The organism is Streptomyces sp. NPDC096205, from assembly GCF_044763135.1.
GTDB lineage: Bacteria > Actinomycetota > Actinomycetes > Streptomycetales > Streptomycetaceae > Streptomyces.
This window is the reverse complement of the sequence record NZ_JBIWFS010000001.1, coordinates 1,077,588-1,102,057: the sequence shown is the minus strand read 5'-3', so window position 1 is coordinate 1,102,057 and position 24,470 is coordinate 1,077,588. Positions and strand designations below refer to the sequence as shown.

Genomic DNA, 24,470 nt, shown 5'->3' with positions numbered 1-24,470 from the left:
TGCGCGCCCGGCCGGCTCACCGAACGGCCGGGCGCTCCCGCTGGGTTCAGCGCAGGGTGAGGCTGGTCTCGGCGGTGACGCGGGTGAGCTTCTGCGGGTTGCGGACGTAGTAGAGCCCGGTGATGACGGAGCCCTCGACATGGGCGGCCAGGACCCCGTCGAACTCCCCGCCCAGGTGCACGAGGAGCGCCGGGGTGCCGTTGGCCATGGTGGGGGACAGGGTGATCGCGCGGTCGGTGTTCTTTCCGAGCACGCCGAGCATGAAGCGGGTGACCTTGTCGGCGCCGAGGATGGGCCGCGGCGAGGCCTGCTTGATGCCGCCGCCGTCGTTCACGAGGACGACCTCCGGCGCGAGCACCTCCAGCAGGGCCTGCGTGTCCATGGTCTCGATCGCACGCTGGAAGGCCTCCAGGGCCGCGCGGGACGTGCTCGCCGGGACCACCTGGCGCGGGCGGCGGGCGTCGACATGGCGGCGGGCGCGGTGGGCGATCTGGCGGACGGCCGCCGGGGTCTTGCCGACGGCCTCGGCGATCTCGTCGTATCCGACGTCGAAGGCCTCGCGCAGCACGAACACGGCCCGCTCGGTGGGCGCCAGCGTCTCCAGGACGAGCATCATCGCCATCGACACGCTCTCCGCGAGCTCGACGTCCTCGGCCACGTCCGGCGCGGTCAGCAGCGGCTCCGGCAGCCAGGGTCCGACGTAGGCCTCCTTGCGGCGCTTCATGCCGCGCAGCCGGTTGAGGGCCTGCCGGGTGGTGATCCGCACCAGGTACGCGCGCACGTCCCGCACCTGGTCCAGGTCGACGTCGCTCCAGCGCAGCCAGGTCTCCTGGAGGACGTCCTCGGCGTCGGCGGCCGAGCCGAGCATCTCGTAGGCGACGGTGAAGAGCAGGTTCCGGTGGGCGACGAACGCCTCCGTCGCCGGGTCGGCGGTGGCGTGCTCGGTCATCTCTCGGCCCTTCTGCCGCTAAGTCCTTGCCCTCGGCGGCCGTTCACCCGGTGCGGACAGGCGGCGGCGCCCCACGATAGGCACATCGTCGCAGGCCACGCAGCGCGATTCCACAGATCCCCGAGCCGCAGTCTCACTCGTTCGTGGCTCGTCGCGCCGGGGTGCGCCGGGTAGAGCACCAGCCGGAGGCGAACCATGGAACAGACTGCGCTGCGTCCCAAGCCGATGCCCGGTCGGGAGCCCGGCGGCACCGCCGGCCGGGGTGAGGTCCCCGCCCGGCGGCCGCATGCCGCGCGGCGCCGTGGCCGACGGCTGACGACCCTGCTGTTCGGGCTGTTGGTGGGCCTGGTCCTGGTGCTGTCCGGGGTCGGTCTCGGCACCGTGGGGGCCACCGTGATCGGGATGAGCCGGCTCGCCGAACTCCAGAGCCGGCAACTGCCCGGCCCCTCCGCCCCCGCCCCGAGGCCCTCGCCCGCACCCACGCCCGCCCCGGTCACCCCGGCCCCCGCGCAGGCGACTGTGGGTGTGGAGGCGGTCGATGCCGAGAAGTCGGGCGCCCTCGTCGTAGGCGTCCATGTGCCGGGGCCCGGCTACTCGGCGGGCCTGGTGCGCGGGGACGTCCTGCTCACCTTCGGCGACGCCCGCGTCGACTCGGCCGCGGACCTGGCCCGCGCGGTCGACGAGGCCCGCCCGGGGAAGCCGCTCACCGTGACCGTGCGTCATGAGAGCGGTGCCTACCAGCAGTTGTCGGTCGTCCCGGGCATCGTCACGTGACCACCCGGAAGTGGCTGGTCAGCCGCCCGGCGTCGTCCAGGATGTGGAAGGCCAGCCCCACCGGCGCGTCCCGGTCGGCGACCTGCTCGTCCTCCCACGGCAGGTTCAGCGTCCAGGTCACGCCCGGCCCGACGAGCAGCGGCCGCCCGGCGAACTGGGTCGCGGCGGGCGTGTGCGCATGGCCCGTGATCAGCCCGGCGATCTGCGGCCGGCGCTCCAGCAGCGCGGCCAGCCGGCCGGGGTCGCCCAGCTGGTAGGCGTCGGGCAGCGGATGGTGCAGCGCGACCGGCGGGTGATGGAAGGCCAGCAGGGCGGGCAGCTCCGGCTCCAGGCCGTCGAGGGTCCGCTCGATCCAGTCGTACGTCTCCTCCTCCAGAGCCCCGTCGTCCTGGCCCGGGATGCTGGAGTCGCACATCAGCACGGCCCCGCCGGGGAACACCCGGACGCTGTTGACCGGCCCGTCGCAGGCCGGTTCGCCCAGCAGCGCCTTGCGGTACGGGGCCCGGCTGTCGTGGTTGCCCGGGCAGGTCAGCACCGGGAAGGGTGCGTCGCCGTCGCGCAGCCCCAGGACGCGGGCGGCCTCCTCGTACTCCGCCTCCTCGGCGTGGTCCGCGATGTCCCCGGTGACCAGCAGGGCGTCCACCCGGCCCGGCAGCCGCCACAGCCGGTCGCGCACCCGCTCGGCACGCTCGCTCGCGCGCGGGGTTCCGTCGAGATGCAGGTCGCTGATGTGGGCGAGTACGAGCACGGTGGTGTGGCCCCTGTCCTGTGGCTAATGGAGTGAGTTGATCAAACCATTACAGCTAATGGTTGAGCAAGGGTCAGGCATTAGAGCCCTGGCCGCGCTCGTGCGACAGGGCCCGGCAGCCTCGGCAACCGGCTCGCGTCGCCCCTCCCGGCCGGGCAGGATGCTCCCCGTAGCCCCTTCACCCGTCCAGGGAGGCCCGGATGACCGGCAGTACGCCCGCGCCCTTCACCGCCGACGACTACCGGGCCCGTATGCGGCGGGCCGCGCAGGCGGCCGCCGACGCGGGACTGGCCGCACTGCTCGTCGCCCCCGGACCGGACCTGGTGTGGCTCACCGGCTACGCGCCGACCGCGATCACCGAACGGCTCACCGCGCTCGTCCTCGCCCCCGGCCAGGACCCCGTCCTCGTCGTCCCCGCCCTGGAGGCCCCCGACGCCGCCAAGGCGCCCGGCGCGCCCGCGCTGACCCTGCGCGACTGGACCGACGGCAAGGACCCCTACGCCCTCACCGCCGAGCTGCTGCGCGCGGACGGCCGCCTCGGCGTCAGCGACAACGCCTGGGCGCTGCACCTGCTGGCCCTGCAAAGGGCGCTGCCCGGCCTCTCCTGCGCCGCCCTCACCGACGCGCTGCCCATGCTGCGGGCCGTCAAGGACGCGGCCGAGCTGGAGCTGATGGCCGCCGCGGGCACGGCCGCCGACGCCACCTTCGAGGACATCCGCACGCTGCCCTTCGCCGGCCGCAGGGAGTCCGACGTGGCCGCCGACCTGTCCCGGCTGCTGCTCGAGCACGGCCACGAACAGGTCGACTTCACCGTCGTCGGCTCCGGGCCCAACGGCGCCAACCCGCACCACGAGGTCGGCGACCGGGTCATCGAGCGGGGCGACATGGTCGTACTCGACTTCGGCGGCCTCAAGAACGGCTACGGCTCCGACACCACTCGCACCGTCCACGTCGGCGAGCCCACCGAGGAGGAGCGCCGCGTCCACGACATCGTGCGCGCCGCCCAGGAGGCCGGCTTCGCCGCCGTACGGCCGGGCGCGGCCTGCCAGGACGTCGACCGGGCCGCCCGCGCCGTCATCGCGGACGCGGGCTACGGCGAGTACTTCATCCACCGCACCGGCCACGGCATCGGCGTCACCACCCACGAACCGCCGTACATGATCGAGGGCGAGGAGCAGGAACTCGTGCCCGGCATGTGCTTCTCCGTCGAACCCGGCATCTATCTGCCCGGCCGCTTCGGCGTCCGGATCGAGGACATCGTCACCGTCACCCCGGACGGGGGCCGCCGGCTCAACGACACCACACGCGAGATGGTCATAGTGGACTGACCGGGCCCCGCACCGGACGCCCGATCCCGGCCGATCACAACTCCGAGCGACAGCGGCGCGACCATGACCCAGGCACCGACTCCCACCGCGGACACCGTCCGTGAACTGGTCCACACCCTCACCAAGGAGGGCGCGAAGGACGCCGACGTGCGTCCCGTGCCCGAGAGCGTCCGGCAGACCACCTGGTGGGTGGGCACCCGGCACGTCCTGCGCCTCGCCCCCGACCCGGACGCCTCCACCCGGCTGCGCCGCGAGGTGCGGCTGCGCGACCTGGTCCGGCCGCACATCCCCGTCGCCGTGCCGGTGAGCGTCGCACAGGGCGAGTGGGCGCCCGGCCTCGCCTGCACGCTCGACACCAAGGTGCCCGGCGGCTCGGGCGACCGGCAGGACGTCTCCGCCGTCGGCGAGGCCGACCTGGCCGGACTGCTCACCGGGCTGCGCGAGGTGCCCGCACGGCAGGCCGAGATGCTCGGCGTGCCGCGCACCTCCCCGCGCTCCCTGGAGTCCTTGCGCCGGGCCGCCGCGCTGGCCGCCGAACGGCTCGCGCGGGCCGACGAGTTCGACCCCGCGCGGCTGCACCAGCTCACCCCGCCCGCAGCCGTCCAGCTCGCCGCGCAGCCCGGCGCGGCCGTGCTGGTCCACCACGGGCTGACCGGCGACCACCTCGTCGTCAGCGCCGACGGCCGCGTGCGCGGCGCCCTCGGCTGGGCCGACGCCGTCCTGGGCGACCCCGCAGAGGACATCGCGGGCCTCGCCCTCGCCGTCGGCTCCCCGGCCGCCGTACGCGCCGCCACCCTCGCCGGCTACGGCGCCCGCCCCTGTCTGCGCGGCCTGTGGCTGGCCCGCTGCGACACGGTGATCCGCCTCGCCTCCGCCCTCGACGGCAACGACCCGACCCCCCTGCCCCTGCTGCGCACACATCTGCGCCACGCCTGGGAGGCGATCCTCCTGGAACGGGTCACGGGGGACGACAGCTACTAGGGCCTGTCGTTTGGATCAGGGCGGCTGAAAGGGACTGCGCTTCTTGGCCGGGTCGAGCGGGGTCTGGTGCGTGCAGCTGCAAGGCGGAGGAGGGCGTCGACGCGGAGCGTCGGCAACCGACGACAACGCCGCAGATGTGCGTGCCAGACCCCGCGACGCCGGCATGATCCAAACGACAGGCCCTAGCCTGCGGCGGGCAGGACAGGAGGAAGTGGTCGAGATGGGTGCAGCACGCACAGTCGCCGGGGTCGTCATCGGTGTCGGCCTCGTGAGCACGCTGGTCCTGCCGGGCCGCCGGACGGCCCGGACCGCCGACGCGTTCCTCCGTACGTTCCACAGCTCGCTGAACGAGGCCAGGGGCGACGACCGTCAGGGCCGCCGCTGAGGCCGCGCGGCGGCGCCCGCCGCGTCAGTCCTGCGCCAGCACCACGCACGACTCGGCCGGCAGATGCAGCACCCCGTCCTCGCCGGGCGCCTCGACCGGCTCCCACGCGGCGAGGACACGGACCGGACGGCTGCCGAGCTGGAGCGGGGCCGGTTCCTTGCCGTGGTTGACGGCCACACAGATGTCGCCGCGCCGGAAGGCGAGCCAGCGGGCCTCCTCGTCGAAGGCGACCTTGGTGTCGGCGAGATCCGGGTCGGTGAGGTCGGGCAGTTCACGGCGCAGCGCGAGAAGCTGCCGGTACCAGGCCAGCATGCGCGCGTGGGGCTCACGCTCCGGCTCGGACCAGTCCAGGCAGGAACGCTCCCGGGTCGCCGGGTCCTGCGGGTCGGGCACCTCGTCCTCGGGCCAGCCGTACGCCGCGAACTCCCGCCGCCTGCCCCGTCGTACGGCCTCGGCGAGCTGCGGGTCGGTGTGGTCGGTGAAGAACTGCCACGGCGTGCCCGCCGCCCACTCCTCGCCCATGAACAGCATCGGCGTGAACGGCGCCGTCAGCGCCAGCGTCGCCGCGCAGGCCAGCAGACCGGGGGAGTCCGCGAGCGCCGCGAGCCGGTCGCCCTGGGCGCGGTTGCCGATCTGGTCGTGGGTCTGGGTGTAGCCCAGCAGCCGGTGCGCGGCGACCCGGGAGCGGTCCAGCGGGCGGCCGTGGAGGCGGCCTCGGTACGTCGAGTACGTGCCGTCGTGGAAGAACCCGCCGGTCAGCGTCTTGGCCAGCGCGGCGAACGGGGCCCGCGCGAAGTCGCCGTAGTAGCCCTGCGACTCACCCGTGACCGCGGCGTGCAGCGCGTGATGGAAGTCGTCGCTCCACTGCGCGTGCAGGCCCAGTCCGTGCTCCTCGCGCGGGGTGATCGTCCGCGGGTCGTTGACCTCCGACTCGGCGATGAGGAACAGCGGCCGCCCCAGCTCCGCGGCCAGGCCGTCCACCTGCGCGGACAGCTCCTCAAGGAAGTGGTACGCGCGCGTGTCGACCAGCGTGTGCACCGCGTCCAGCCGCAGCCCGTCCAGCCGGTAGTCCCGCAGCCAGGCCAGCGCGCTGCCCAGCAGGAACGCCCGCACCTCGTCGGAGCCGGGCGCGTCCAGATTGACGGCCTGGCCCCACGGGGTGTGGTGCATGTCCGTGAAGTACGGCCCGAACACCGGCAGATAATTGCCGTCGGGGCCCAGGTGGTTGTGCACGACGTCCAGGACCACGCCGAGCCCCAGCTCGTGCGCCCGGTCCACGAACCGCTTCAGCGCCTCGGGCCCGCCGTACGGCTCGTGCACCGCCCACAGCGACACCCCCTCGTAGCCCCAGCCGTGCCGCCCCGGGAAGGGGCACAGCGGCATCAACTCCACGTGGGTGACGCCCAGTTCCGCCAGGTGCTCCAGCCGCCCCGCGGCCGCGTCCAGGGTGCCCTCGCGGGTGTAGGTGCCCACGTGCAGCTCGTACAGCACCGCCCCTTGCAGCGGACGCCCCTGCCAGGGCGTGCGCCAGGTGTAGCGGCCCTGGTCGACGACCGCGCTCAGGCCGTGCGGGCCGTCCGGCTGGCGCCGCGAGCGCGGGTCCGGGCGTACGGGGCCGTCGTCCACGGCGAAGCCGTAGCGCGAGCCGTCGTCCGCCTCCGCCTCGGCCGTCCACCACCCCTCGCGCCGCGGATCGCGCTCCATCGCGTGCGTGGCCCCGTCGCACTGGAGCGTCACTCGGCCGGCCTGCGGTGCCCACACCTCGAACTGCACGGACGGTTCCCCTTCGTCTGCTCAGTCATGTAGCTCCACCATGGTGCGTCAACCGAGATCGATCCGGGCTCGATTCGGGCCTTTCCCCGCAGGTGTCCTGAGGTACGCGCGCGTGCCCGCCGTTTCCCCCTCTCCTGGACACCCGGGGTTCACTGACCGACAATCACCTGCGTGACGTCGTCCTTCGAGTTCCCCACCTACCCCGCGCGGCTGTCCGACGCGGAGCGCGACAAGGCGCTTCAGGTGCTGCGCGACGGCGTCGCCATGGGACGGCTGTCGCACGACACGTTCATCCGGCGCATGGAGCTGGCGCTGGCCGCCCGCAGGTCCGACGAACTCGCCGCGCTCACCGCCGACCTGCCCCAGGAGAGCCGGGTCTCGCGCCTGGTGTTCGGCACCGTCGAGGCGGTGTCCGGGTTCACCGTACGGCTGCGCAGGGCCTGGCAGGCCGAGCGGCTGCCCAAGCTGCTGCTGCCGCACCCGGCCACCGGGCACGCCCTGCGCATCGGCCGGGACCCCGCCTGCGGGCTGCGGCTGAACCACGAGACGGTCTCGCGGGTGCACGCCGAGCTGACCCGGCAGGGCGGCATGTGGGTGCTGCGCGACCTCGGCTCCACCAACGGCACGACCGTGAACGGCCGCAGGGTGATCGGCTCGGCCGTGGTCCGCGAGGGCGACCAGGTGGGCTTCGGCAGCATGGCGTACCGGCTGTCCGTGAACTGATCGCGCTCTCAAGATCCTTCGCTGTCCGCGGTGTTGACGTGGGCGGTCGGCCGTGACTGACTGTGCGTACACCATGCACACCAGGTGAACCGTAGGTCCCACGCCGTGGAGGTGTGCCCTGCCGCCCCTCCAGCGCTATCCCACCGCCGGTGAACTGGCCGCCCACGCGGCCGGGTTCGTCGAACGCCGTCCGCGTGACGCCCGGCTGAGCAGGGCCGGCACCTCGCGCGCGGGCGAGCCGCTGTGGCTGCTGTCCGTCGGGCGCGGCGAGCGGCAGGTCCTCGTGGTGGCGGGGCCGCACGCCAACGAGCCGGTGGGCGGCGCCACCGCCCTGCGCCTGGTCGAGCGCGTCCTCGCCCGCCCGGAGCTCGCCGACGGCGTGACCTGGAACCTGCTGCTCTGCCTCGACCCCGACGGCCTGCGCCGCAACGAGGGCTGGCTGCACGGGCCGTACACCCTCGGCCACTACTTCCGCAGCTTCTTCCGCCCCGGCTTCCGGGAGCAGCCCGAGTGGCTGCCGGACGGGGCCGCGGGGGCCGCGCTGCCGGAGACGCGGGCGCTGCTGCGGCTCCAGGACGAGCTGAAACCTTTCCTCCAGGTGTCGCTGCACGGCGTCGACGTGGGCGGCGGCTTCGTCGAGCTCACCCACGAGCTGCCCGGCCTGGAGCGCCGCCTGGCCCGCACCGCCGCCCGCCTCGGCGTGCCGCGCGAACTCGGCTGCTACGACGCCCTGTACTGGCCGCGCCTGGGACCCGGCGTCTACCGCATCCCGCCGCCCAGCCGGGGCGACCTGGCCGCCGCGATCACCGAGGCCGCCGTCGAGTCGACCTGGTACCACCCGCACCGGCACGGCACCGTCACGGCCGTCGTCGAAGCCCCCATGTGGGGCGTGGCCGCCGTCGAGGACGACTCCGAGCCCGCCGACGCCGACCGCGTGCTGCGCGCCGTCAGCACCACGCTGCGCCACGACTCCCGGCTCCTGGAGGTGCTCCTGGCGCGGATCCGGCCGCACCTCGGCGCCGTGCCCGACGCCGCCCGGCTGCTCGCCCCGGTCGAGGACTATTTACTGGTCTGCCCCGGCCTCGCCGACGCCTGGGACCCCGACACCGCTCCCCGCGACGGCACACGCCCGCTGCCACCCCTGACCACCGCCCACCTGGCCGCCCTGCGCACCGCGGGCCTGCTGCGCCGCCTCGCGCGGACCGCCGGGCGCGGAGCGGCCGGAGTGCTGCCGGAGCTGGACCGGCTCATCGACCAGCGCTGCGCCGACTACCGCGACGGGTGCGGGACGCGCTGGATCCCGGTCGGGCTGCAGACCGAGTTCCAGACGCGGGTCGTCCTCGACGCGTTCGAACTGGCCACCGCACAGGGCACGCGCGCGTGGTCCCGTTCGGGTGACCAGGGGTGGGGCCCGCCGGAGGTCGTGCCGATGCATCGGGAATGACGTACACCTTCACCCACGCGGTACGAGGCGGTCTGCTGGCGGCCGCCCTCCTCACCGCCGGCGCGGCCCCGGCCCAGGCGTCGCACCAGGAGGCCTTCTCCGGCGACTGGCTCTACCTCACCGTCACCCACGGCGACAACCGCTCCGCCGACACCCGTGGCGCCGTGCTGTTCTGCGACCCGCCGCGGGGCCACATCCGCGCGGCCGAGGCCTGCGACCAGCTCGGCGCCGTCGACGGCGACATCGACCGCATCGCGCCCAGGGCCGCGATCTGCCCCATGGTCTACGCGCCCGTGACGGCCCACGCGCGCGGGCGGTGGCACGGCATGCCCGTGGACTACACGCGGACCTTCTCCAACGCATGCGAGATGGCGACCCTGACGGGAGAGGTGTTCGCCCTGAACGGCTGAACACCGTCGCCGCGGGCGGACGGGCGGTGCTTCCTCAGGCCGCCCGTTCGCGCGCGTGCAGGGCCGCCGCCACCACCGTGCGGGACTGGTGCTCGATCTGGTGCTCCAGCGGCACCCAGCGGGCGTGGAAGCGCTCGGCGAAGGAGTCGCTCCAGTCGACCACCAGCCGCTCCAGCAGTGGAGCCGCACGGTCGTCGGTCTCCCGCAGCACCCGCAGCAGCATGGCCGCCGCCCGTAGCGGCAGCCGCCGGGCGAAGGCGTCCACGCTGCCGACGTACGCCATGGAGTCGTCCGCGGGCTGGGTGTGCATCCAGTCCGCGGCCAGCCCCGGCACCAGCTCCAGCACCCACTTCGCGGCCCGCAGCAGCGGTCCGTCCACGCCCTCCAGACGGGGCAGTGCGTCGGCGAGCACCCGCTCCACCTCCAGCGTGTCCCCCAGCAGCCGCTCGGCGAGCCGGTGCAGCGCCGCGGCCGGCGCGGGATGCGGCGCCACGTCGTCCACCAGGTCGCTCGCCCACATCGGCACCTCCACGACCGCGGTCAGGCCGCCGTAGCGGTGCGCGTGGTACCAGGTGCTGTGCCGCGCGTCGTCCGGCATGCTCGGGTACGCCACCCCCGACTCGCGCGTCGGCAGCACATGCACGCCGGGGCCGGACGCGGGCCAGCCCGCGGCGTCCGAGGCGCCCGTCTCCACCGGAATGTGCAGCTCCGCCGCCGACTTGGCGAACGGCTCGGCCAGCCCCGGGATGTCCTTCGTCAACTGCACCCAGCTGCCGCCCAGATCGGTGCCGTGCAGCGTCACCTGGAGGTACGGCCGCAGCTCGTCGATGACGCCGGTCAGCGCGCGCGTCTCGGGCGGCAGCCGGTCCGGCGGCAGCACCGACGGCGACCACTCCGGCTGCTCGGGTCCGGCCGGCCGGTAGAAGCCGCGGTGGTAGTCGAGCAGACTGCGCGGCGCGGGCGTGATGTGCAGGCTCGCCCCGTCCGGGTCCGCGCACAGCAGGAAGTGCCAGGACACCCCGTCGCGCAACACCCGCTCGTGCAGCACCCGTTCAGCCAGCGCCAGCAGCGTCGGACCGCCGGCCGGCTCGTTGGCGTGGGCGCCCGCGACGACCAGCACGGTACGCCGTGCACGGCCCACGGACAGCAGATGCAGCGGGCGCCCCTCCCGCGAGACGCCCACCTCACGCAGGGCGCACAGACCGGGATGACCGGCCGCGAGCATCCGCGCGGAGGAGACCAGTTCGGGCACGGTGGGGTAGCGCAGCTCCGGCAGGAGACTCACCCCCGACTTGTTTCCGACCGGCCTGAACCCGCAGTACCCCACGGAGTTGAGCCTCTGTCAAGAACATTGGCCGGGCCGCCAGGGGGCGCCCGGAGGCACTCCCTGGCGGGCGGCCGGCGTCAGCGCGCGTCCCCGACCCGCTCCAGCAGCGCCACCGGCAGCCGCTCGAAGAGTTCCGCCACACGCGCGTGCCCGCTGAACTCCCGTCCCGGAGCGAGCGCGTCCGCCCAGCGGCCCGGCGGCAGCGGCAGCCGGGTGTCCCGCCAGCCGCCCTCTTCCGCCAGCCGCAGCGACAGCCGGGTCACCGCCGTGACCACATGCCCGGAGCGCACGAAGGCGGCGCAGTGCCCGGCCGCCGGGCCCTCGGCGGCCAGCGGCTCGTACGTCGCCGACTCCCCGAACGCCTCCGGCCGCTGCGACCTGAGCCGCAGCGCCGCCGCCGTCACCGCCGTCTTGTCGCCCGGGTCCTCGGGCGGCAGCGGCACCGGCCGCCGGTTGTCCGGGTCGACCAGCGCCCGGTACTCCGCCTCCGTGCCCTGGTACAGGTCCGGCACCCCCGGCATCGTCAGATGCACCAGCGCCGCGCCCAGGACGTTCGCCCGGATGTGCGGCTCCAGCGCCGCCCGGAAGGCCGCCACCCGCTCGCCCGGCACCCCGCACGGCCCCGCCGCGACGAACGCCGCCACCGCCTCCTCGTACGGCGGCTCCTGCTCGGTCCAGGTCGTGTACAGCCCGGCCTCGCGCACATGTTTCAGCAGCGCGCCCTGCACCCGCTCCGGGTCCGCCGGGCCCAGCCCGAACACCGTCTGCCAGGCCGCCCACGCCACCTGCGCGTCCGGCGTCGCCTCCTCCGCGCGCGACACCTCCGCCAGGACCTCCGCCCAGCGCCCCGGGCACTCGGTGAGCACCGCGAGCGCGGCCCGTACATCGGCGCTGCGCTTGGTGTCGTGGGTGGAGACGACCGTCCCCGACACGGGCCAGTCGCGCTGCACGCGCGCGCAGTACGCGTGGAAGTCCTCCGGCGCCACCGCGGGCACACCGGGGTCGCCGCCGACCTCCGTCGCCGACAGCAGCGGCACATACCGGTAGAACGCCGTGTCCTCCACGGACTTCGCCCGCAGCGCCGACGACAGCTGCGCGAACCGGGTGCGGAACTCCACCTGGTCGGGGCTCTCCGTGCCGTCTGTGCCGGCTGTGCCGTCTGTGCCGGCTGTGTCGTCTGTGTCGTCTCGGTATCGCCCCAGCAGCAGATCCCGTACGACGTCCACGGCCCCGGCCTCCTCGGGCACCACGAAGGCGCGCCGGGCCTCGGCGGCGGCCTCCTCGGTGACCACGGCGGCCGCGTCCTCGGGCCCGTACGCGCGGTACACCTCCATGCGGACCAGCAGCTCGCGCAGCGCCGTGGCAAGCGCCCACGGGGCCCTGTCGCGCAGGGCCGGGTCCGGGGACGCGGCGCACACCCGGACCGCCACGCGGGTGAGCCGGTCCAGCTCGGCCGCCAGCTCGTGCTCGACGACGCCGTACGCCGCCCGGCGCACGGTCGCGTCCCAGTCGCCGCCCCGGTCGGTCTGCGGTGCCGCGAAGCGCCGGTAGTGGCCGAGGAGCTCCGCGGCCCCCTGAGGGTCGGTGAACAGCCCGTCGACCCGGCGCAGCGCGTCGTAGCCCGTGGTGCCCGCCACCCGCCAGGAGGCGGGCAGCTGCTCATGGTCGGCGAGGATCTTCTCCACTATCGTCCAGCGGCCACCGGTGGCCTCGTCGAGCCGCGCGAGATAGCCGCCGGGGTCGGCGAGCCCGTCGACGTGGTCCACGCGAAGCCCGTCGACCACACCCTCGTGCAGCAGGGCGAGGATCTTGGCGTGCGTGGCCCCGAAGACCTCCGGGTCCTCCACCCGCACCCCGATCAGCTCGGAGATGCTGAAGAACCGCCGGTAGTTCAGCTCCGTACGGGCCAGCCGCCACCACGCGAGGCGGTACCACTGGGCGTCCAGCAACTGCGGCAGCGGCAGCTCCTCGGTGCCCTCGCGCAGCGGGAAGACATGGTCGTAGTAGCGCAGGACGTCGCCGTCGACCCGCAGCGCGTGCAGCTCGCCGCCGAGCGGGCCGCCCAGCACCGGCAGCAGCAGCCGGCCGCCCTGGGCGTCCCAGTCGATGTCGAACCAGCGCGCGTACGGCGACTTGGGACCCTCGCGCAGCACCTCCCACAGGGCGGGGTTGTGGGCCGGGGCCATCGCCATGTGGTTCGGCACGATGTCCATCACCAGGCCGAGCCCGTACTCCCGCGCGGTGCGGGCCAGGGCGCGCAGGCCCTCCTCGCCGCCGAGCTCCGCGCGCACACGCGTGTGGTCGACGATGTCGTAGCCGTGCGTCGAACCGGGGACGGCCTCCAGCACGGGCGACAGATGCAGATGCGAGACGCCGAGCGAGGCCACATACGGCACGGCCGCCGCTGCGGCCGCGAACGGGAACGCTGGCTGGAGCTGGAGCCGATACGTGGACGTCGGCACCGGCGGGACGGATCGCTCAGGTGTCATGTGGACCTACGTACCCGCCCGGCCGCCTTTCGTGTCATCGCCCGGGAGACATGATCACGCGCGGGTGGCCGGTTTCGAGCGCTGCCGGGGCGTGACGGGCTCCCACGGGGTCACTCCTGCCCCTCACCCGGACGGGTGGCGGGCGGGAGCGACCCCAGGGGCCGGACCACGCGCGTGCCCCTAGGCGGGCCGCTGCAGGACCGTCAGGCTGCGGTCCACCAGCCTCAGCCGCTCCCCGGCCGCGACCTTCGGGCCGCTGCCCGGGGGGACGCCCTCCGGGCGGGAGGTGTCCACGACGACCTGCCACTGCCGCCCGTGGTCGACCGGCACCACGAAGTCCAGTTCCTTCGGCGAGGCGTTGAACATCAGCAGGAAGGAGTCGTCGGTGATCCGCTCCCCGCGCGCGCCCGGCTCGGAGATGGCGTTGCCGTTGAGGAACACCGTCAGCGCCGACGCCTGCGTCGAGTCCCAGTCCCGCTGGGTCATCTCCCGGCCCTCAGGGGTGAACCACGCGATGTCCGACAGGTCGTCGTGCGTGCCCTCCACCGGCCGCCCGTGGAAGAAGCGCCGGCGCCGGAAGACGGGGTGCTCCTTGCGCAGCCGCGCCATCGCGCGCGTGAAGTCGAACAGCCCGCTGTCGGTCTTCTCGTCCCCGGGCTCCGGCCAGCGCACCCAGGCCAGCTCGCTGTCCTGGCAGTAGGCGTTGTTGTTGCCGCGCTGGGTGCGGGCGAACTCGTCGCCGTGACTGATCATCGGCACGCCCTGGGACAGCATCAGCGTGGCGACGAAGTTGCGCATCTGCCGGGCCCGCAGCCGCAGCACGTCCTCGTCGTCGGTGTCGCCCTCCGCGCCGCAGTTCCAGGACCGGTTGTGGCTCTCGCCGTCCCGGTTGCCCTCGCCGTTGGCGTCGTTGTGCTTGTGGTTGTACGACACCAGGTCGTTGAGGGTGAAGCCGTCGTGGCAGGTGACGAAGTTGATGGAGGCCAGCGGGCGGCGCCCGTCGTCCTGGTAGAGGTCGGAGGAGCCGGTCAGCCGGGAGGCGAACTCCGCGAGCGTGCGCGGCTCGCCCCGCCACATGTCCCGCACGGTGTCGCGGTACTTGCCGTTCCACTCGGTCCACAGCGGCGGGAAGTTGCCCACCTGGTAGCCGCCCTCGCCGACGTCCCACGGCTCGGCGATCAGCTTCACCTGGGACACCACCGGGTCCTGCTGCACCAGGTCGAAGAACGACGACAGTCGGTCCACCTCGTGGAACTGCCGTGCCAGCGTCGCCGCCAGGTCGAAGCGGAAGCCGTCCACATGCATCTCGGTGACCCAGTACCGCAGCGAGTCCATGATCAGCTGCAGGACGTGCGGGGACCGCATCAGCAGGGAGTTCCCGGTCCCCGTGGTGTCCATGTAGTAGCGCTTGTCCTGCATGAGCCGGTAGTACGACGGGTTGTCCAGGCCCTTGAACGACAGGGTCGGGCCGAGGTGGTTGCCCTCGGCCGTGTGGTTGTAGACCACGTCGAGGATGACCTCGATCCCGGCCTCGTGCAGCGCCCGCACCGCCGACTTGAACTCCAGCACCTGCTGCCCGCGGTCGCCCCAGGAGGCGTAGGCGTTATGCGGGGCGAAGAAGCCGATGGTGTTGTAGCCCCAGTAGTTGTTCAGGCCCATGTCGACCAGCCGGTGGTCGTTCACGAACTGGTGTACGGGCATCAGCTCCAGGGCGGTCACCCCGAGCTCGGTCAGATGCTCGATGACCGCCGGGTGCGCGAGGGCCGCGTAGGTGCCGCGCAGCTCCTCCGGCAGCCCCGGGTGCCGCATCGTCAGGCCCTTCACATGGGCCTCGTAGATCACCGTGTGGTGGTACTCGGTGCGCGGCCGCCGGTCGTCGCCCCAGTCGAAGTACGGATTCACCACCACGGACGACATGGTGTGCGGGGCGGAGTCCAGGTCGTTGCGCCGTTCGGGTGCGTCGAAGTGATAGCCGTACACCTCCTCGCCCCACTGGATCGAACCGCTGATCGCCTTCGCGTACGGGTCGAGCAGCAGCTTCGCCGAATTGCAGCGCAGCCCGCGCTCCGGGGCGTACGGGCCGTGCACCCGGAACCCGTACCGCTGTCCCGGCATCACACCGGGCACGTACGCGTGCCGGACGAACGCGTCGCTCTCCCGCAGCTCCACCGCCGTCTCCGAGCCGTCGTCGTGCAGCAGACACAGCTCTACTCGGTCCGCGGCCTCCGTGAACACCGCGAAGTTCGTGCCGGCGCCGTCGTACGTGGCACCGAGGGGATACGCCTCTCCAGGCCAGACCTGCATGGATACGACTCTTTCAGGTGTGCCGCCCCGCTGGGGGCGCCTTGGCCCCGAGTCTCCCCGAAAGTGATGGAACCACCTATGACTTACGGCCCTCTTACCGGTCGACCAGTGCATACGGCCGGATACGGCTGATGCCGAAAGTGTGGGGCAAACACGTACTCCCGGGGACGTACGGGGAGTAGGGGGATGATGTGCGCACGATAGTGCACCGCCATCTGGGCAAGGTGGTGGCCGGCGCCGCCATAGCCGTGGCCGGGACCGCCGTGATGATCGGCGTGACCCTGCCGGGCACGGCCGGGGCCGGGGAGAACGGGGGCGCGGGGAGCGCCGGGAGCGCCCGGAACGGTACGGCCGCGGCTGGACAGGCGGCTCAGGGCGATGAGTCCGGGCAGGCCTCCGCAGGGGCGCAGGCGGCCGCGCCCGGCGTCGTCGAGGAGGTGCCCGCCGAGGGCGAGAAGGGCACCGGCCGCGACCCGCTGACCGACGACGAGACCGAGCGTGTCGCGCGGCTCGCGATGACCCGGCAGCAGTTCAACGCGAGCCAGGACGTCGACGGCGACCGCGGTCCGCAGCGTCTCGCGGTGGACCTCGCCGAACCGGAGTCCGACACGGCGAACGGCCCGCGCCGCGCGGAGGTGTCGTTCTACGACTACAAGAACGACACCCTGGTGACGAAGACCGTCAACCTCGACACGGGGAAGGTCGAGAAGACGGCCACCGAGCACGGCGTCCAGCCGCCGCTGAGCCGCGCCGAGTACGCAGAGGCGGCCCGGCTGCTGATCGCCGACCCGCTCGGCGCCGACCTGAAGGCCGACTATCAGGACTCCACCGGCAAGGAGCTGACCTCGCCGGACCAGCTGCTGCTCAACGGAGCGGTGTACCGGGCGGCTCCGGGGGCGCAGCCCGCCCTGCTCGACAAGTGCGGCGAGCACCGGTGCGTGCGGCTGTTCCCGAAGGTCAAGAACGGCCCGTGGATCGACGCCCGGTCGTTCGTGATCGACCTGAGCGCCCGCAAGGTCGGCAGGCTCGACCTCGGCTGAGCAGCCGTCTGTGTCGAGCCCGGCCGTGCGGCCGTCGGTTCACTTTTCCAACTGACTTGAACTCCTGACTCGACTTCCGGCAAGGGAGCCACCTCTTCATGCGTGCCAACCGAATCCGTCCCGCCCGCCGGGCGGCCGTCGGCCTGTCCGTGGCTGCGCTGGCCGCCGGCGTGACGACCGCCGCCGGCCCCGCCTCGGCCCAGCCCGCCGCCCGGCCCCAGGCCGCCCCGGCGCCGGCCGCCGACTGCAGCGCCGCCTACCGCATCGAACAGAAGCTCACCAGCGGCACCACCTGGCGCATGTGCTGGCGCTACGACTCCAAGGCCGGCCTCGTCCTGGAGAAGATCTCCTACCAGCCCAAGGGCGAGACCAAGCCCATCCGCGTCCTCAACAGCGCCCGCCTCGGCCAGATCCACGTCCCCTACGACGACGGCAGCGTCGAGTACGACGACCTCACCGGCTTCGGCTTCGCCCAGGGCCTGGTCAACCTCGCGCCCGGCGAGTGCCCCGGCGGCACCATCAAGACCGTCAAGGTGCCCGACGCCTGGCAGGACCCCAACGTCAAGGGCCTGTGCACCACCACCCGCTCCCGCGGCCACGCCTACCGCATGCAGGGCGACACCGCGAACAAGGTCTTCCAGGCCCAGGGCAAGGACATGCTCGTCTACACCGTCAACCAGGTCGGCTGGTACGAGTACATGACGGAGTGGCGCTTCCAGGACGACGGCACCGTCACCATGAATGTCGGCGCCACCGGCAGCCTCTCCTACGAGGACTACGACGCCGGCGACGGCCGCGGCTGGCCCATCGGCAAGGGCGCCCAGGCCGCCAAGGCCACCAGTCACAGCCACAACGTCTTCTGGCGCCTCGACTTCGCCCTGGACGGCTCCACGAAGAACCGGGTCGAGCAGTACGACTCCGCCGTCTCCGCCCCCGTCTCCGGCAACCGCGCCCCGACGACCAAGACCACCCGCACCAAGGTCACCAAGGAACTCAGCGGCGACGCCAAGGCCTACCGCTGGTGGCGCATGGTCTCCGCGACCGGCAAGAACAAGGACCTGCACCCGCGGTCGTACGAGATCGTCCCCGGCACCAGCACCAAGTACCCGGGCCGCAGCTACACCAAGCACGACCTGTACGTCACCCAGTACAACGCGTGCGAGAAGTTCGCCAGCCACAACCCCGGCTGCCCCGCCACCCAGCCGAAGTCCGTCGACAAGTGGGTGAACGGCCAGGCCCTCACCCACCCCGTGGTCTGGATGAACGTCGGCTTCCACCACATCGCGCGCGACGAGGACCAGCAGCCGATGCCGGTCCACTGGCAGGGCTTCTCCATCGTCCCGCGGGACGTGACCGCTATGAATCCGCTCACTCCGAGCGAGCTTCAGTGGCAGAACGGCCACTGGCAGCCGCGCAGTTGAGAAACGACCCTCTCCATCGGGCTGCACCGCCGACCGCTCCCGGAGTAGGCTTCCTTGATCGTTGGGACGGGGAGAGCTCGGGGGAGCGGAAGGCGGTGCGCGCGTGGGCTCGGGAGGGCTGGAGCTGCCCCCTGGTGACGAGGGTCACGAGGAGGACTCCACTGAGGTCCCGCCCGGCACGGTGTCACTGGCCCGTCCCATGGAGACGGGTTCCATCGGGCCGGAGTTGGAGTGGGACGCCGAGGCCTGGCGCGAGGTGCGCACCCGCGCCCAGCGGGCCGGCCGCGCCTACATCTGGCTGAACCTGGTCGAACAGCGGCTGCGCACGGTCGTCGCCGCCGTGCTGCGACCCATCTACGAACCCGTCCACGGCGACGACTGGGTCGTCGCCGCGGCCGGCCCGGCCGGCCAGGAGTGGGTGCAGCGCGCCGTCGCCGTCCGTGAAGTCAGCCGCCGCAAGGGCTACTTGCTCGACCCGGCCGACGACAACGTGCTCAGCTTCCTCACGCTGCCGCAGCTGCGCGAGCTGATGGTGCAGCACTGGCCGTGCTTCGAGCCGTACGTCGACGACCGCCGCGACGTCGAACTCGCCCTGGACGAGCTGGAGGTGACGCGTAACGTCGTCTCCCGCAACCGGGCCCTGTCCGAGGCGGTCCTGGGTCAGGCCGAGCGTGCCTCCGCGCGCCTGCTGGAGGCGCTCGGCGCGGGCGGCGACGTGCCCTCCGCGCGCAGGCTGCCCGTCGACGCTGTGGAGGACCTCGTCGGCGACCGGTACGCGGACGTGGTCGCCGTGCACTCCGACCGGGTGCGGCTGCTGCGGCAGTTCCCCGCCGAGGACATCTTCGGCGGCGCCCGCCGGCTGGACGCCCTCGGCATAGGTCTCAACCTGCTGGTGCAGAACTTCTCCGGCCGCCGCCTGGTCCGGCTGGCCGAGGCCGGCTGCCGGATGCGGCTGCTGTTCCTCAACCCCGCCTCCAGCGCGGTCAAGCGGCGCGAGCGCGAGCTCGGCATGAAGCGGGGCGAGCTGAGCCGGGCCGTGGAGATGAACATCCTGCACATGCGCCGGGTGCGCGCCCGGCTGCGCGACCCCGGTGCCTTCCAGATCCAGGTCTACGACGAGACACCCCGCAGCACCGCCTACCTCGTGGACGGCGACGGCTCCGACGGCATCGCGGTCGTCCAGTCCTATCTGCGCCGGTCGCGGGGGATGGAGGCGCCGGTGCTGGTGCTGCGGGGCGGCAGCCGGGTGGTGAAGCCGGACCAAGACGCCTACGCCGACGAGGGCGGGCTGTTCTCCACCTACCGCGAGGAGTTCGAGACGGCCTGGGCGGATTCGCGGCCTGTGTCCTGAAGTGCCCGGTGAGTGCGGCCGGCTCTCGGTGGCTTGCGTGGCTTTTGTCTGCCCCGCGGAACGCGGTCCTCTGATTGTCAGTGGCGCATGCGAAGGTGGAGACCACTGGGGGAAGCACCACCAAGAAGGGGGGCCGCCATGGCCTGGCACCAGGAACTGCTGATCGGCTTCGACCTGGAGACGACCGGGACCGATCCGCGCGAGGCGCGCATCGTCACGGGCGCGGTGATAGAGGTCCGAGCCGGACAGGTGCTGGGGCGCCGCGAGTGGCTGGCCGACCCGGGCGTCCCGATCCCGGCGGACGCCGTCGCCGTGCACGGCATCAGCAACGAGCGCGCCGCCGCCGAGGGCAGGCCCGCCGACGAGGTGGCGGACGCCATCGCCGACGTCCTGACCGGCTACTGGAGGACGGGCGTGCCCGTCGTCGCCTACAACGCCGTCTTCGACCTCACCCTGCTCTCCGCGGAGCTCCACCGCCACGGACTGCCGTCCCTGCGCGAGCGGCTCGGCGGCCTCGACCCCGCGCCCGTCGTCGACCCGTACACCATCGACCGCTGGGCCGACCGCTACCGGCGGGGCAAGCGCAACCTCGAGGCGGTCTGCACCGAGTACGGCGTTCTGCTCGACTCCGCGCACGACGCCTCCGCGGACGCCCTCGCCGCGGCGAGACTCGCCTGTGCGATAGCCGACCGGCACGCGAAGGTCGCCGCCCTGGGGCCGGCCGAGCTGCATCGGCGGCAGATCGAGTGGTACGCGGAATGGGCGGCGGACTTCCAGAGCTTTTTGCGCCGCAAGGGGGAGAGCGGGGCTGTGGTTGAGGGGGTCTGGCCGTTGAGGGAGGTTGTGGGGGAGGCCGCGTCTGCCAAGTGATGTCGTCGGTCGGGTGCTGGTTCGTCGTGGTTGCTCGCGCAGTTCCCCGCGCCCCTTGGGGGCGTCCACTCACACCTTCTCAGAACGGATACCACCTCACCTTTTCGTCGCCCTCCCGCAGGGACGCCACCCTGCGCTCGAACTCGGCCAGCGCCTTGGGGTTGGTCGGCGCGTGCTGGGCCACCCAGGCGCAACTCGCCGTCTCCCGGGCGCCGCGGAGCACACCGCAGCCCTCCCACTCGCGCACGTCCCAGCCGTATGCCTCGGTGAAGGAGGCGTACGCCTCGGGCGGCAGGCCGTAGCGGTCGTGGGAGAGGGCCATGACGACCAGGTCGTGCTCGCGCAGGTCGGCCGAGAAGGTCTCCAGGTCGACCAAAACCGGACCGTCGGGGCCGATATGGACGTTGCGGGGCAGGGCATCGCCGTGGATGGGGCCCGGCGGCAGGTGAGGAGTGAGGGCGGAGGCGGCTGCCGCGAAGCCGTCGCGGCGTTCGCGCAGATACGCCGCGTCGGCGGGGTCGATCGCGTCTCCGGCGAGACGCAGCCAGCGCTCCACGCCGCCCAAGAGGTCACGGGCCGGGAGAGAGAAAGGAGGGGAGGGCAGGGCGTGGACGATCCGTAGGAGTTCGGCCAGATCCCGGGGCTCGGCGGGGCGTACGGGCTCGGGCATCCGCTGCCAGAGGGTCACCGGATGGCCCTCGACGAGCAGCGCCTCGTCGGAGGCCGCGCGGACGGCGGGCACCTTCTCCTCGGCGAGCCAGAGCGCCACGGCCAGCTCGTGGCGTGCCCGGTCCAGCAGTTCGGCGTCGCGGCCCACCTTGACCACCAGGTCACCGGCGGCGAACACGGCGTTCTCGCCGAGCGCGAGCAGCTGCGCGTCCGCGGCCGACCCGGGCAGAACCCCCGCCCCGGCCAGCACCTCCCGGGCTCGGGTCTCGTCCATGCGTGCGGCCTCCATGTCGCCCTCGGTGCGTGGTCGTCTCCGTCGGCCAGTCTCGCATTCGCAGGTGGGACCGGTGCGCGGGGCCTTGACGGCGCAGGGTGGCGTCACGACCATGACGGGGCCCAGTCCGAGATCGTGGCGAGTCGTCGGAGGAGCCGATCACGTGACCTTGGTGACCGCGACGAAGCGGCCCGCACGGGAGTTACGCCTGCCCGCACGGGGAGGGCCCCGGCCCGGCGGTGCCTGGTTCCTCGTTCTGCCCGCGCTGATCCCGATCCTGCTGCTGAGCGTCGGACCGCTGCTGTACGGCATCCTGCTGGCGTTCACCGACGCGCAGTCGGGGCGGACGCAGGCCACGCAGTGGATCGGGGCGCTCAACTTCCGGGATCTGCTGCACGACACGCTGTTCTGGGAGTCGTTCCGGATCGGCCTGGTGTGGGCGGTCGGGGTGACCGTGCCGCAGTTCCTGCTCGCGCTCGGGCTCGCGCTGCTGCTGAACCAGGACTTACGGCTGCGCTGGCTGGCGCGGGCGCTGGCGATCGTGCCGTGGGCCATGCCCGAGGTCGTGGTCGGCGTGATGTGGCGGCTGGTCTACAACCCGGACGCGGGCGTTCTCAACGACACCCTGCGCGGACTGGGCCTGGGCGACGGTCGGGACTGGCTCAGCGGCCTGGCGACCGCACTGCCGGCGGTGATCGTCGTCGGCGTGTGGGCAGGTATGCCGCAGACGACGGTCGCCCTGCTCGCCGGACTGCAGAACACCCCGAGGGAGCTGCACGAGGCGGCGGCCCTGGACGGCGCGGGCGCCTGGAGGCGCTTCCGGACGGTCACCTGGCCCGCGCTCAGACCGGTGGCGCTCGCCATCACCGCCCTCAACCTCATCTGGAACTTCAACTCTTTCGCCCTGGTCTATGTGCTCACCAGCGGCGGACCCGGCGGCCGTACCCGCCTGCCGATGCTGTTCGCGTACGAAGAGGCCTTCCGGTACGGCCAGTTCGGCTACGCGGCGGCGATGGGCTGTGTGATGGTCGCGGTGATCTCGATCCTGCTCGCCCTCTTCCTCGTGGGGCGGCTGCGGGGAGGTGACGAGGCATGAGGACGGGCAAGGCGGCCCGCGGCGGTCAGTATCTCGCCCTGCTCGCCTATCTGGCCTTCCTGGCACTGCCGTTCCTCTGGCTGGTCTCCACCGCGTTCAAACCGCCCCGGGAACTGGCCAGTCTGAATCCGACCTGGATCCCGAGGGACCCCACGCTCGCCAACTTCCGGCAGGCCTTCGACGAGCAGCCGCTGCTGCGCGCGGCGGGCAACTCGCTGCTGGCGGCCGGCGCGGCCGCGGTGATCGCCGTACTGGTCGCGACGCCGATGGCGTATGTGCTGGCCCGGCACCGCACCCGGCTGTCGCGGGCGGCGAGCGGGTGGGTGGTGGTCAGCCAGGCGTTCCCGTTCGTGCTGGTGATCATCCCCCTGTTCCTGGTGCTGAAGAACCTGCGGCTGATCGACTCGGTGGCGGGGCTGATCGCGGTGTACGTGGTGTGGGCGCTGCCGTTCGCGCTGTGGATGCTGGTCGGCTATGTGCGGGCGGTGCCGGTGGAGCTGGAGGAGGCGGCGGCCGTGGACGGGGCCGGGCGGCTGCGGACGCTGGTGTCGGTGACCGCGCCGCTGCTGGGACCGGGGATCGTGGCGACGGGGCTGTTCGCGTTCGTCACCGCGTGGAACGAGTTCTTCTTCGCGCTGGTCCTGCTGAAGACCCCCGAGAAGCAGACCCTGCCGGTGGTGCTCACGCACTTCATCGGCGCGGAGGGCGTCGCCGACCTCGGCCCGCTGGCCGCGGCGGCGTTCCTCGCGACTCTGCCCTCGCTGGTCGTCTTCGCGGTCGTCCAGCGCCGGATCACGGGCGGCCTGGTCGCCGGGGCGGTGAAGAGCTGATGCGCACCCGACTGGTCCTGGGCCTGGTGCTGGCCCTGCTGCTCACCGCCTGCGGCAGCGACGACCGCCTCGACGCGGGCGGCGTCACCCTGCGCTTTCAGTCCCTGGCCTGGCAGGAGGAGTCCGTCGCGGCCAACAAGGAGCTGGTCGCGGAGTGGAACGCGGCCCATCCGGACGTGCGCGTCGAGTATGTGCAGGGCAGCTGGGACAGTGTGCACGACCAGCTGCTGACCTCCTTCGAGGGCGGTGAGGCGCCCGACATCATCCACGACGCCTCCGACGACCTGGCCGACTTCGCCTACGGCGGCTATCTCGCCGACCTGACCGACCTGCTGCCGCGGCGGCTGAAGTCCGACATCCCCGAGCGCAGTTGGGAGACGACGACCTTCGGCGACGGCGTCTACGGCGTCCCCTTCCTCCAGGAACCGCGGGTGCTGATCGCCAACGCCCGTTGGCTCAAGGAGTCGGGCGTGCGGATACCCACGCCCGAACACCCCTGGACCTGGGCCGAGTTCCGCGCCGTCACCCGGCAGCTCAGCGGCGACGGGAAGTTCGGCGTGGCCTGGCCGCTGAAGGAGCCCGTGTCCGCCACCCTCAACCTCTCCCTGTCGGCGGGCGGCAGGCTGTTCCACCGGGGCCCCGACGGCAAGGTCACCATCCGCTTCGAGGCGGGCGACGAGATCGTGCCGAGCACCATCCACCACCAGGTCGGCACCGACCGCAGCGCCTCCGACACCACGCTCGGCAGCGGCGGTTCGGACACCCTGCCGGGCTTCTTCGGCGGCCGTTACGCGATGGTCCCGCTCGGCTTCTCCTACCGCCAGCAGATCGTGCAGCAGGCCCCCGAGGGCTTCGACTGGCAGGTGCTGCCCGCCCCCGCGGGCGCCGGCGGACTCGCGCAGGGCGTCAGCCCGCAGACGCTGTCCATCGCCGAGGACAGCCCGCACAAGAAGGAGGCCGCCGCGTTCCTCGACTTCCTGCTGCGGCCGGAGAACATGGTGCGCCTCGCCCTCGGCGACTGGATGCTGCCGACCGGCGAGCGAGCCCTCGCCGACCCGGCGCTGCGCACCACCCGCCACGACTGGGCGACCGGCACCGCGCTCGCCGCCCATCTGCGCCCGGCGCCTGCACAGTCCGTACGGGGTTATCCGGAGTGGAAGGACAAGGTGGCGACCCCGGCGTTCCAGGAGTACTACAGCGGCGCGATCGGGCTCGACGCCTTGCGGAAGCGACTGGAGGAGGACGGGAACCTGGTGCTGGCCCGCTATCAGCGCTGACAGCGCG

21 protein-coding genes are annotated in these 24,470 nt (G+C 72.9%); 14 read left to right on the top strand and 7 right to left on the bottom strand.

Annotation, left to right across the window (positions count from 1 at the left end; genetic code table 11):
* Window positions 1-46: 46 nt before the first annotated feature.
* A complete protein-coding gene (locus tag ACIQ6Y_RS04935) occupies window positions 47-949 on the bottom strand; it encodes an RNA polymerase sigma-70 factor (RefSeq protein WP_404032988.1) in 903 nt (300 codons plus the stop codon).
* A gap of 195 nt (window positions 950-1,144) precedes the next feature.
* Here ACIQ6Y_RS04935 and ACIQ6Y_RS04930 point away from each other — a divergent pair, with 195 nt between their 5' ends.
* On the top strand, window positions 1,145-1,723 hold the full coding sequence (locus ACIQ6Y_RS04930; protein ID WP_404032986.1) for a PDZ domain-containing protein: 579 nt from the start codon (window positions 1,145-1,147) through the stop codon (window positions 1,721-1,723).
* Here ACIQ6Y_RS04930 and ACIQ6Y_RS04925 read toward each other — a convergent pair.
* Window positions 1,716-2,471, bottom strand: a complete 756-nt coding sequence (locus ACIQ6Y_RS04925) for a metallophosphoesterase (RefSeq protein ID WP_404032983.1) — start codon at window positions 2,469-2,471, stop codon at window positions 1,716-1,718. The genes ACIQ6Y_RS04930 and ACIQ6Y_RS04925 overlap by 8 nt on opposite strands.
* Window positions 2,472-2,671: 200 nt before the next feature.
* Here ACIQ6Y_RS04925 and ACIQ6Y_RS04920 point away from each other — a divergent pair, with 200 nt between their 5' ends.
* The 3 genes from ACIQ6Y_RS04920 to ACIQ6Y_RS04910 all read left to right on the top strand — a co-directional run bounded on the left by ACIQ6Y_RS04920 (window position 2,672) and on the right by ACIQ6Y_RS04910 (window position 5,165).
* A complete protein-coding gene (locus ACIQ6Y_RS04920) occupies window positions 2,672-3,799 on the top strand; it encodes an aminopeptidase P family protein (RefSeq protein WP_404032980.1) in 1,128 nt (375 codons plus the stop codon).
* A 63-nt stretch (window positions 3,800-3,862) separates the two neighbouring features.
* Complete coding sequence (locus ACIQ6Y_RS04915) at window positions 3,863-4,780, top strand: aminoglycoside phosphotransferase family protein (RefSeq protein WP_404032978.1); 918 nt, start codon at window positions 3,863-3,865, stop codon at window positions 4,778-4,780.
* Between the two features lie 220 nt (window positions 4,781-5,000).
* Window positions 5,001-5,165, top strand: coding sequence for a hypothetical protein (locus tag ACIQ6Y_RS04910; RefSeq protein ID WP_404032976.1), 165 nt, complete (start codon window positions 5,001-5,003; stop codon window positions 5,163-5,165).
* Window positions 5,166-5,189: 24 nt separating this feature from the next.
* On the opposite strand, the gene treZ is transcribed toward ACIQ6Y_RS04910, so the two are convergent.
* On the bottom strand, window positions 5,190-6,938 hold the full coding sequence (gene treZ, locus ACIQ6Y_RS04905; RefSeq protein WP_404032973.1) for a malto-oligosyltrehalose trehalohydrolase: 1,749 nt from the start codon (window positions 6,936-6,938) through the stop codon (window positions 5,190-5,192).
* Between the two features lie 171 nt (window positions 6,939-7,109).
* Between treZ and ACIQ6Y_RS04900 the strand changes: the two genes are divergently transcribed.
* The 3 genes from ACIQ6Y_RS04900 to ACIQ6Y_RS04890 all read left to right on the top strand — a co-directional run bounded on the left by ACIQ6Y_RS04900 (window position 7,110) and on the right by ACIQ6Y_RS04890 (window position 9,515).
* Window positions 7,110-7,661, top strand: coding sequence for an FHA domain-containing protein (locus tag ACIQ6Y_RS04900; protein WP_404032970.1), 552 nt, complete (start codon window positions 7,110-7,112; stop codon window positions 7,659-7,661).
* 118 nt (window positions 7,662-7,779) lie between these two features.
* Window positions 7,780-9,105, top strand: coding sequence for a M14 family zinc carboxypeptidase (locus tag ACIQ6Y_RS04895; protein WP_404033705.1), 1,326 nt, complete (start codon window positions 7,780-7,782; stop codon window positions 9,103-9,105).
* A complete protein-coding gene (locus ACIQ6Y_RS04890) occupies window positions 9,102-9,515 on the top strand; it encodes an SSI family serine proteinase inhibitor (RefSeq protein WP_404032967.1) in 414 nt (137 codons plus the stop codon). Before ACIQ6Y_RS04895 ends, ACIQ6Y_RS04890 begins: the two co-directional genes overlap by 4 nt.
* A 34-nt stretch (window positions 9,516-9,549) precedes the next feature.
* Here ACIQ6Y_RS04890 and ACIQ6Y_RS04885 read toward each other — a convergent pair whose 3' ends face one another.
* From ACIQ6Y_RS04885 to glgX, 3 genes are all read right to left on the bottom strand, one after another.
* On the bottom strand, window positions 9,550-10,800 hold the full coding sequence (locus tag ACIQ6Y_RS04885; RefSeq protein WP_404032964.1) for a M14 family zinc carboxypeptidase: 1,251 nt from the start codon (window positions 10,798-10,800) through the stop codon (window positions 9,550-9,552).
* Window positions 10,801-10,919: 119 nt separating this feature from the next.
* Window positions 10,920-13,331, bottom strand: coding sequence for a malto-oligosyltrehalose synthase (gene treY / locus ACIQ6Y_RS04880; RefSeq protein ID WP_404032961.1), 2,412 nt, complete (start codon window positions 13,329-13,331; stop codon window positions 10,920-10,922).
* A 180-nt stretch (window positions 13,332-13,511) separates the two neighbouring features.
* Window positions 13,512-15,635 (bottom strand): glycogen debranching protein GlgX, encoded by a 2,124-nt coding sequence (gene glgX, locus ACIQ6Y_RS04875; protein WP_404032958.1) that lies wholly within the window; start codon window positions 15,633-15,635, stop codon window positions 13,512-13,514.
* 191 nt (window positions 15,636-15,826) lie between these two features.
* Here glgX and ACIQ6Y_RS04870 point away from each other — a divergent pair, with 191 nt between their 5' ends.
* From ACIQ6Y_RS04870 to ACIQ6Y_RS04855, 4 genes are all read left to right on the top strand, one after another.
* A complete protein-coding gene (locus ACIQ6Y_RS04870; RefSeq protein WP_404032956.1) occupies window positions 15,827-16,675 on the top strand; it encodes a Tat pathway signal sequence domain protein in 849 nt (282 codons plus the stop codon).
* 98 nt (window positions 16,676-16,773) lie between these two features.
* Complete coding sequence (locus ACIQ6Y_RS04865) at window positions 16,774-18,096, top strand: copper amine oxidase (RefSeq protein ID WP_404032953.1); 1,323 nt, start codon at window positions 16,774-16,776, stop codon at window positions 18,094-18,096.
* A 103-nt stretch (window positions 18,097-18,199) separates the two neighbouring features.
* Window positions 18,200-19,447 (top strand): SAV2148 family HEPN domain-containing protein, encoded by a 1,248-nt coding sequence (locus ACIQ6Y_RS04860; protein WP_404032950.1) that lies wholly within the window; start codon window positions 18,200-18,202, stop codon window positions 19,445-19,447.
* 138 nt (window positions 19,448-19,585) lie between these two features.
* Window positions 19,586-20,317: a 3'-5' exonuclease gene (locus tag ACIQ6Y_RS04855; protein WP_404032947.1), complete on the top strand. Its 732-nt coding sequence runs from the start codon at window positions 19,586-19,588 to the stop codon at window positions 20,315-20,317.
* A 79-nt stretch (window positions 20,318-20,396) separates the two neighbouring features.
* On the opposite strand, the gene ACIQ6Y_RS04850 is transcribed toward ACIQ6Y_RS04855, so the two are convergent.
* Entirely contained in the window at window positions 20,397-21,260 is an 864-nt protein-coding gene (locus ACIQ6Y_RS04850) for a phosphotransferase enzyme family protein (RefSeq protein ID WP_404032944.1), read from the bottom strand.
* A 163-nt stretch (window positions 21,261-21,423) separates the two neighbouring features.
* On the opposite strand from ACIQ6Y_RS04850, the gene ACIQ6Y_RS04845 reads away from it, so the two are divergent.
* Genes ACIQ6Y_RS04845 through ACIQ6Y_RS04835 form a run of 3 tightly spaced genes read left to right on the top strand, consistent with a single transcriptional unit; the run spans window position 21,424 to window position 24,463 of the window.
* Complete coding sequence (locus ACIQ6Y_RS04845; protein WP_404032941.1) at window positions 21,424-22,356, top strand: carbohydrate ABC transporter permease; 933 nt, start codon at window positions 21,424-21,426, stop codon at window positions 22,354-22,356.
* Window positions 22,353-23,186 carry a carbohydrate ABC transporter permease gene (locus ACIQ6Y_RS04840; RefSeq protein ID WP_404032938.1) on the top strand — a complete coding sequence of 278 codons (834 nt, stop codon included), beginning with the start codon at window positions 22,353-22,355 and terminating at the stop codon, window positions 23,184-23,186. The genes ACIQ6Y_RS04845 and ACIQ6Y_RS04840 overlap by 4 nt, the downstream gene beginning before the upstream one ends.
* The gene (locus ACIQ6Y_RS04835; protein WP_404032936.1) at window positions 23,186-24,463 is read left to right on the top strand and encodes an ABC transporter substrate-binding protein; all 1,278 of its coding nucleotides are present in this window, start codon (window positions 23,186-23,188) and stop codon (window positions 24,461-24,463) included. The genes ACIQ6Y_RS04840 and ACIQ6Y_RS04835 overlap by 1 nt, the downstream gene beginning before the upstream one ends.
* The last annotated feature ends 7 nt before the right edge of the window (window positions 24,464-24,470 follow it).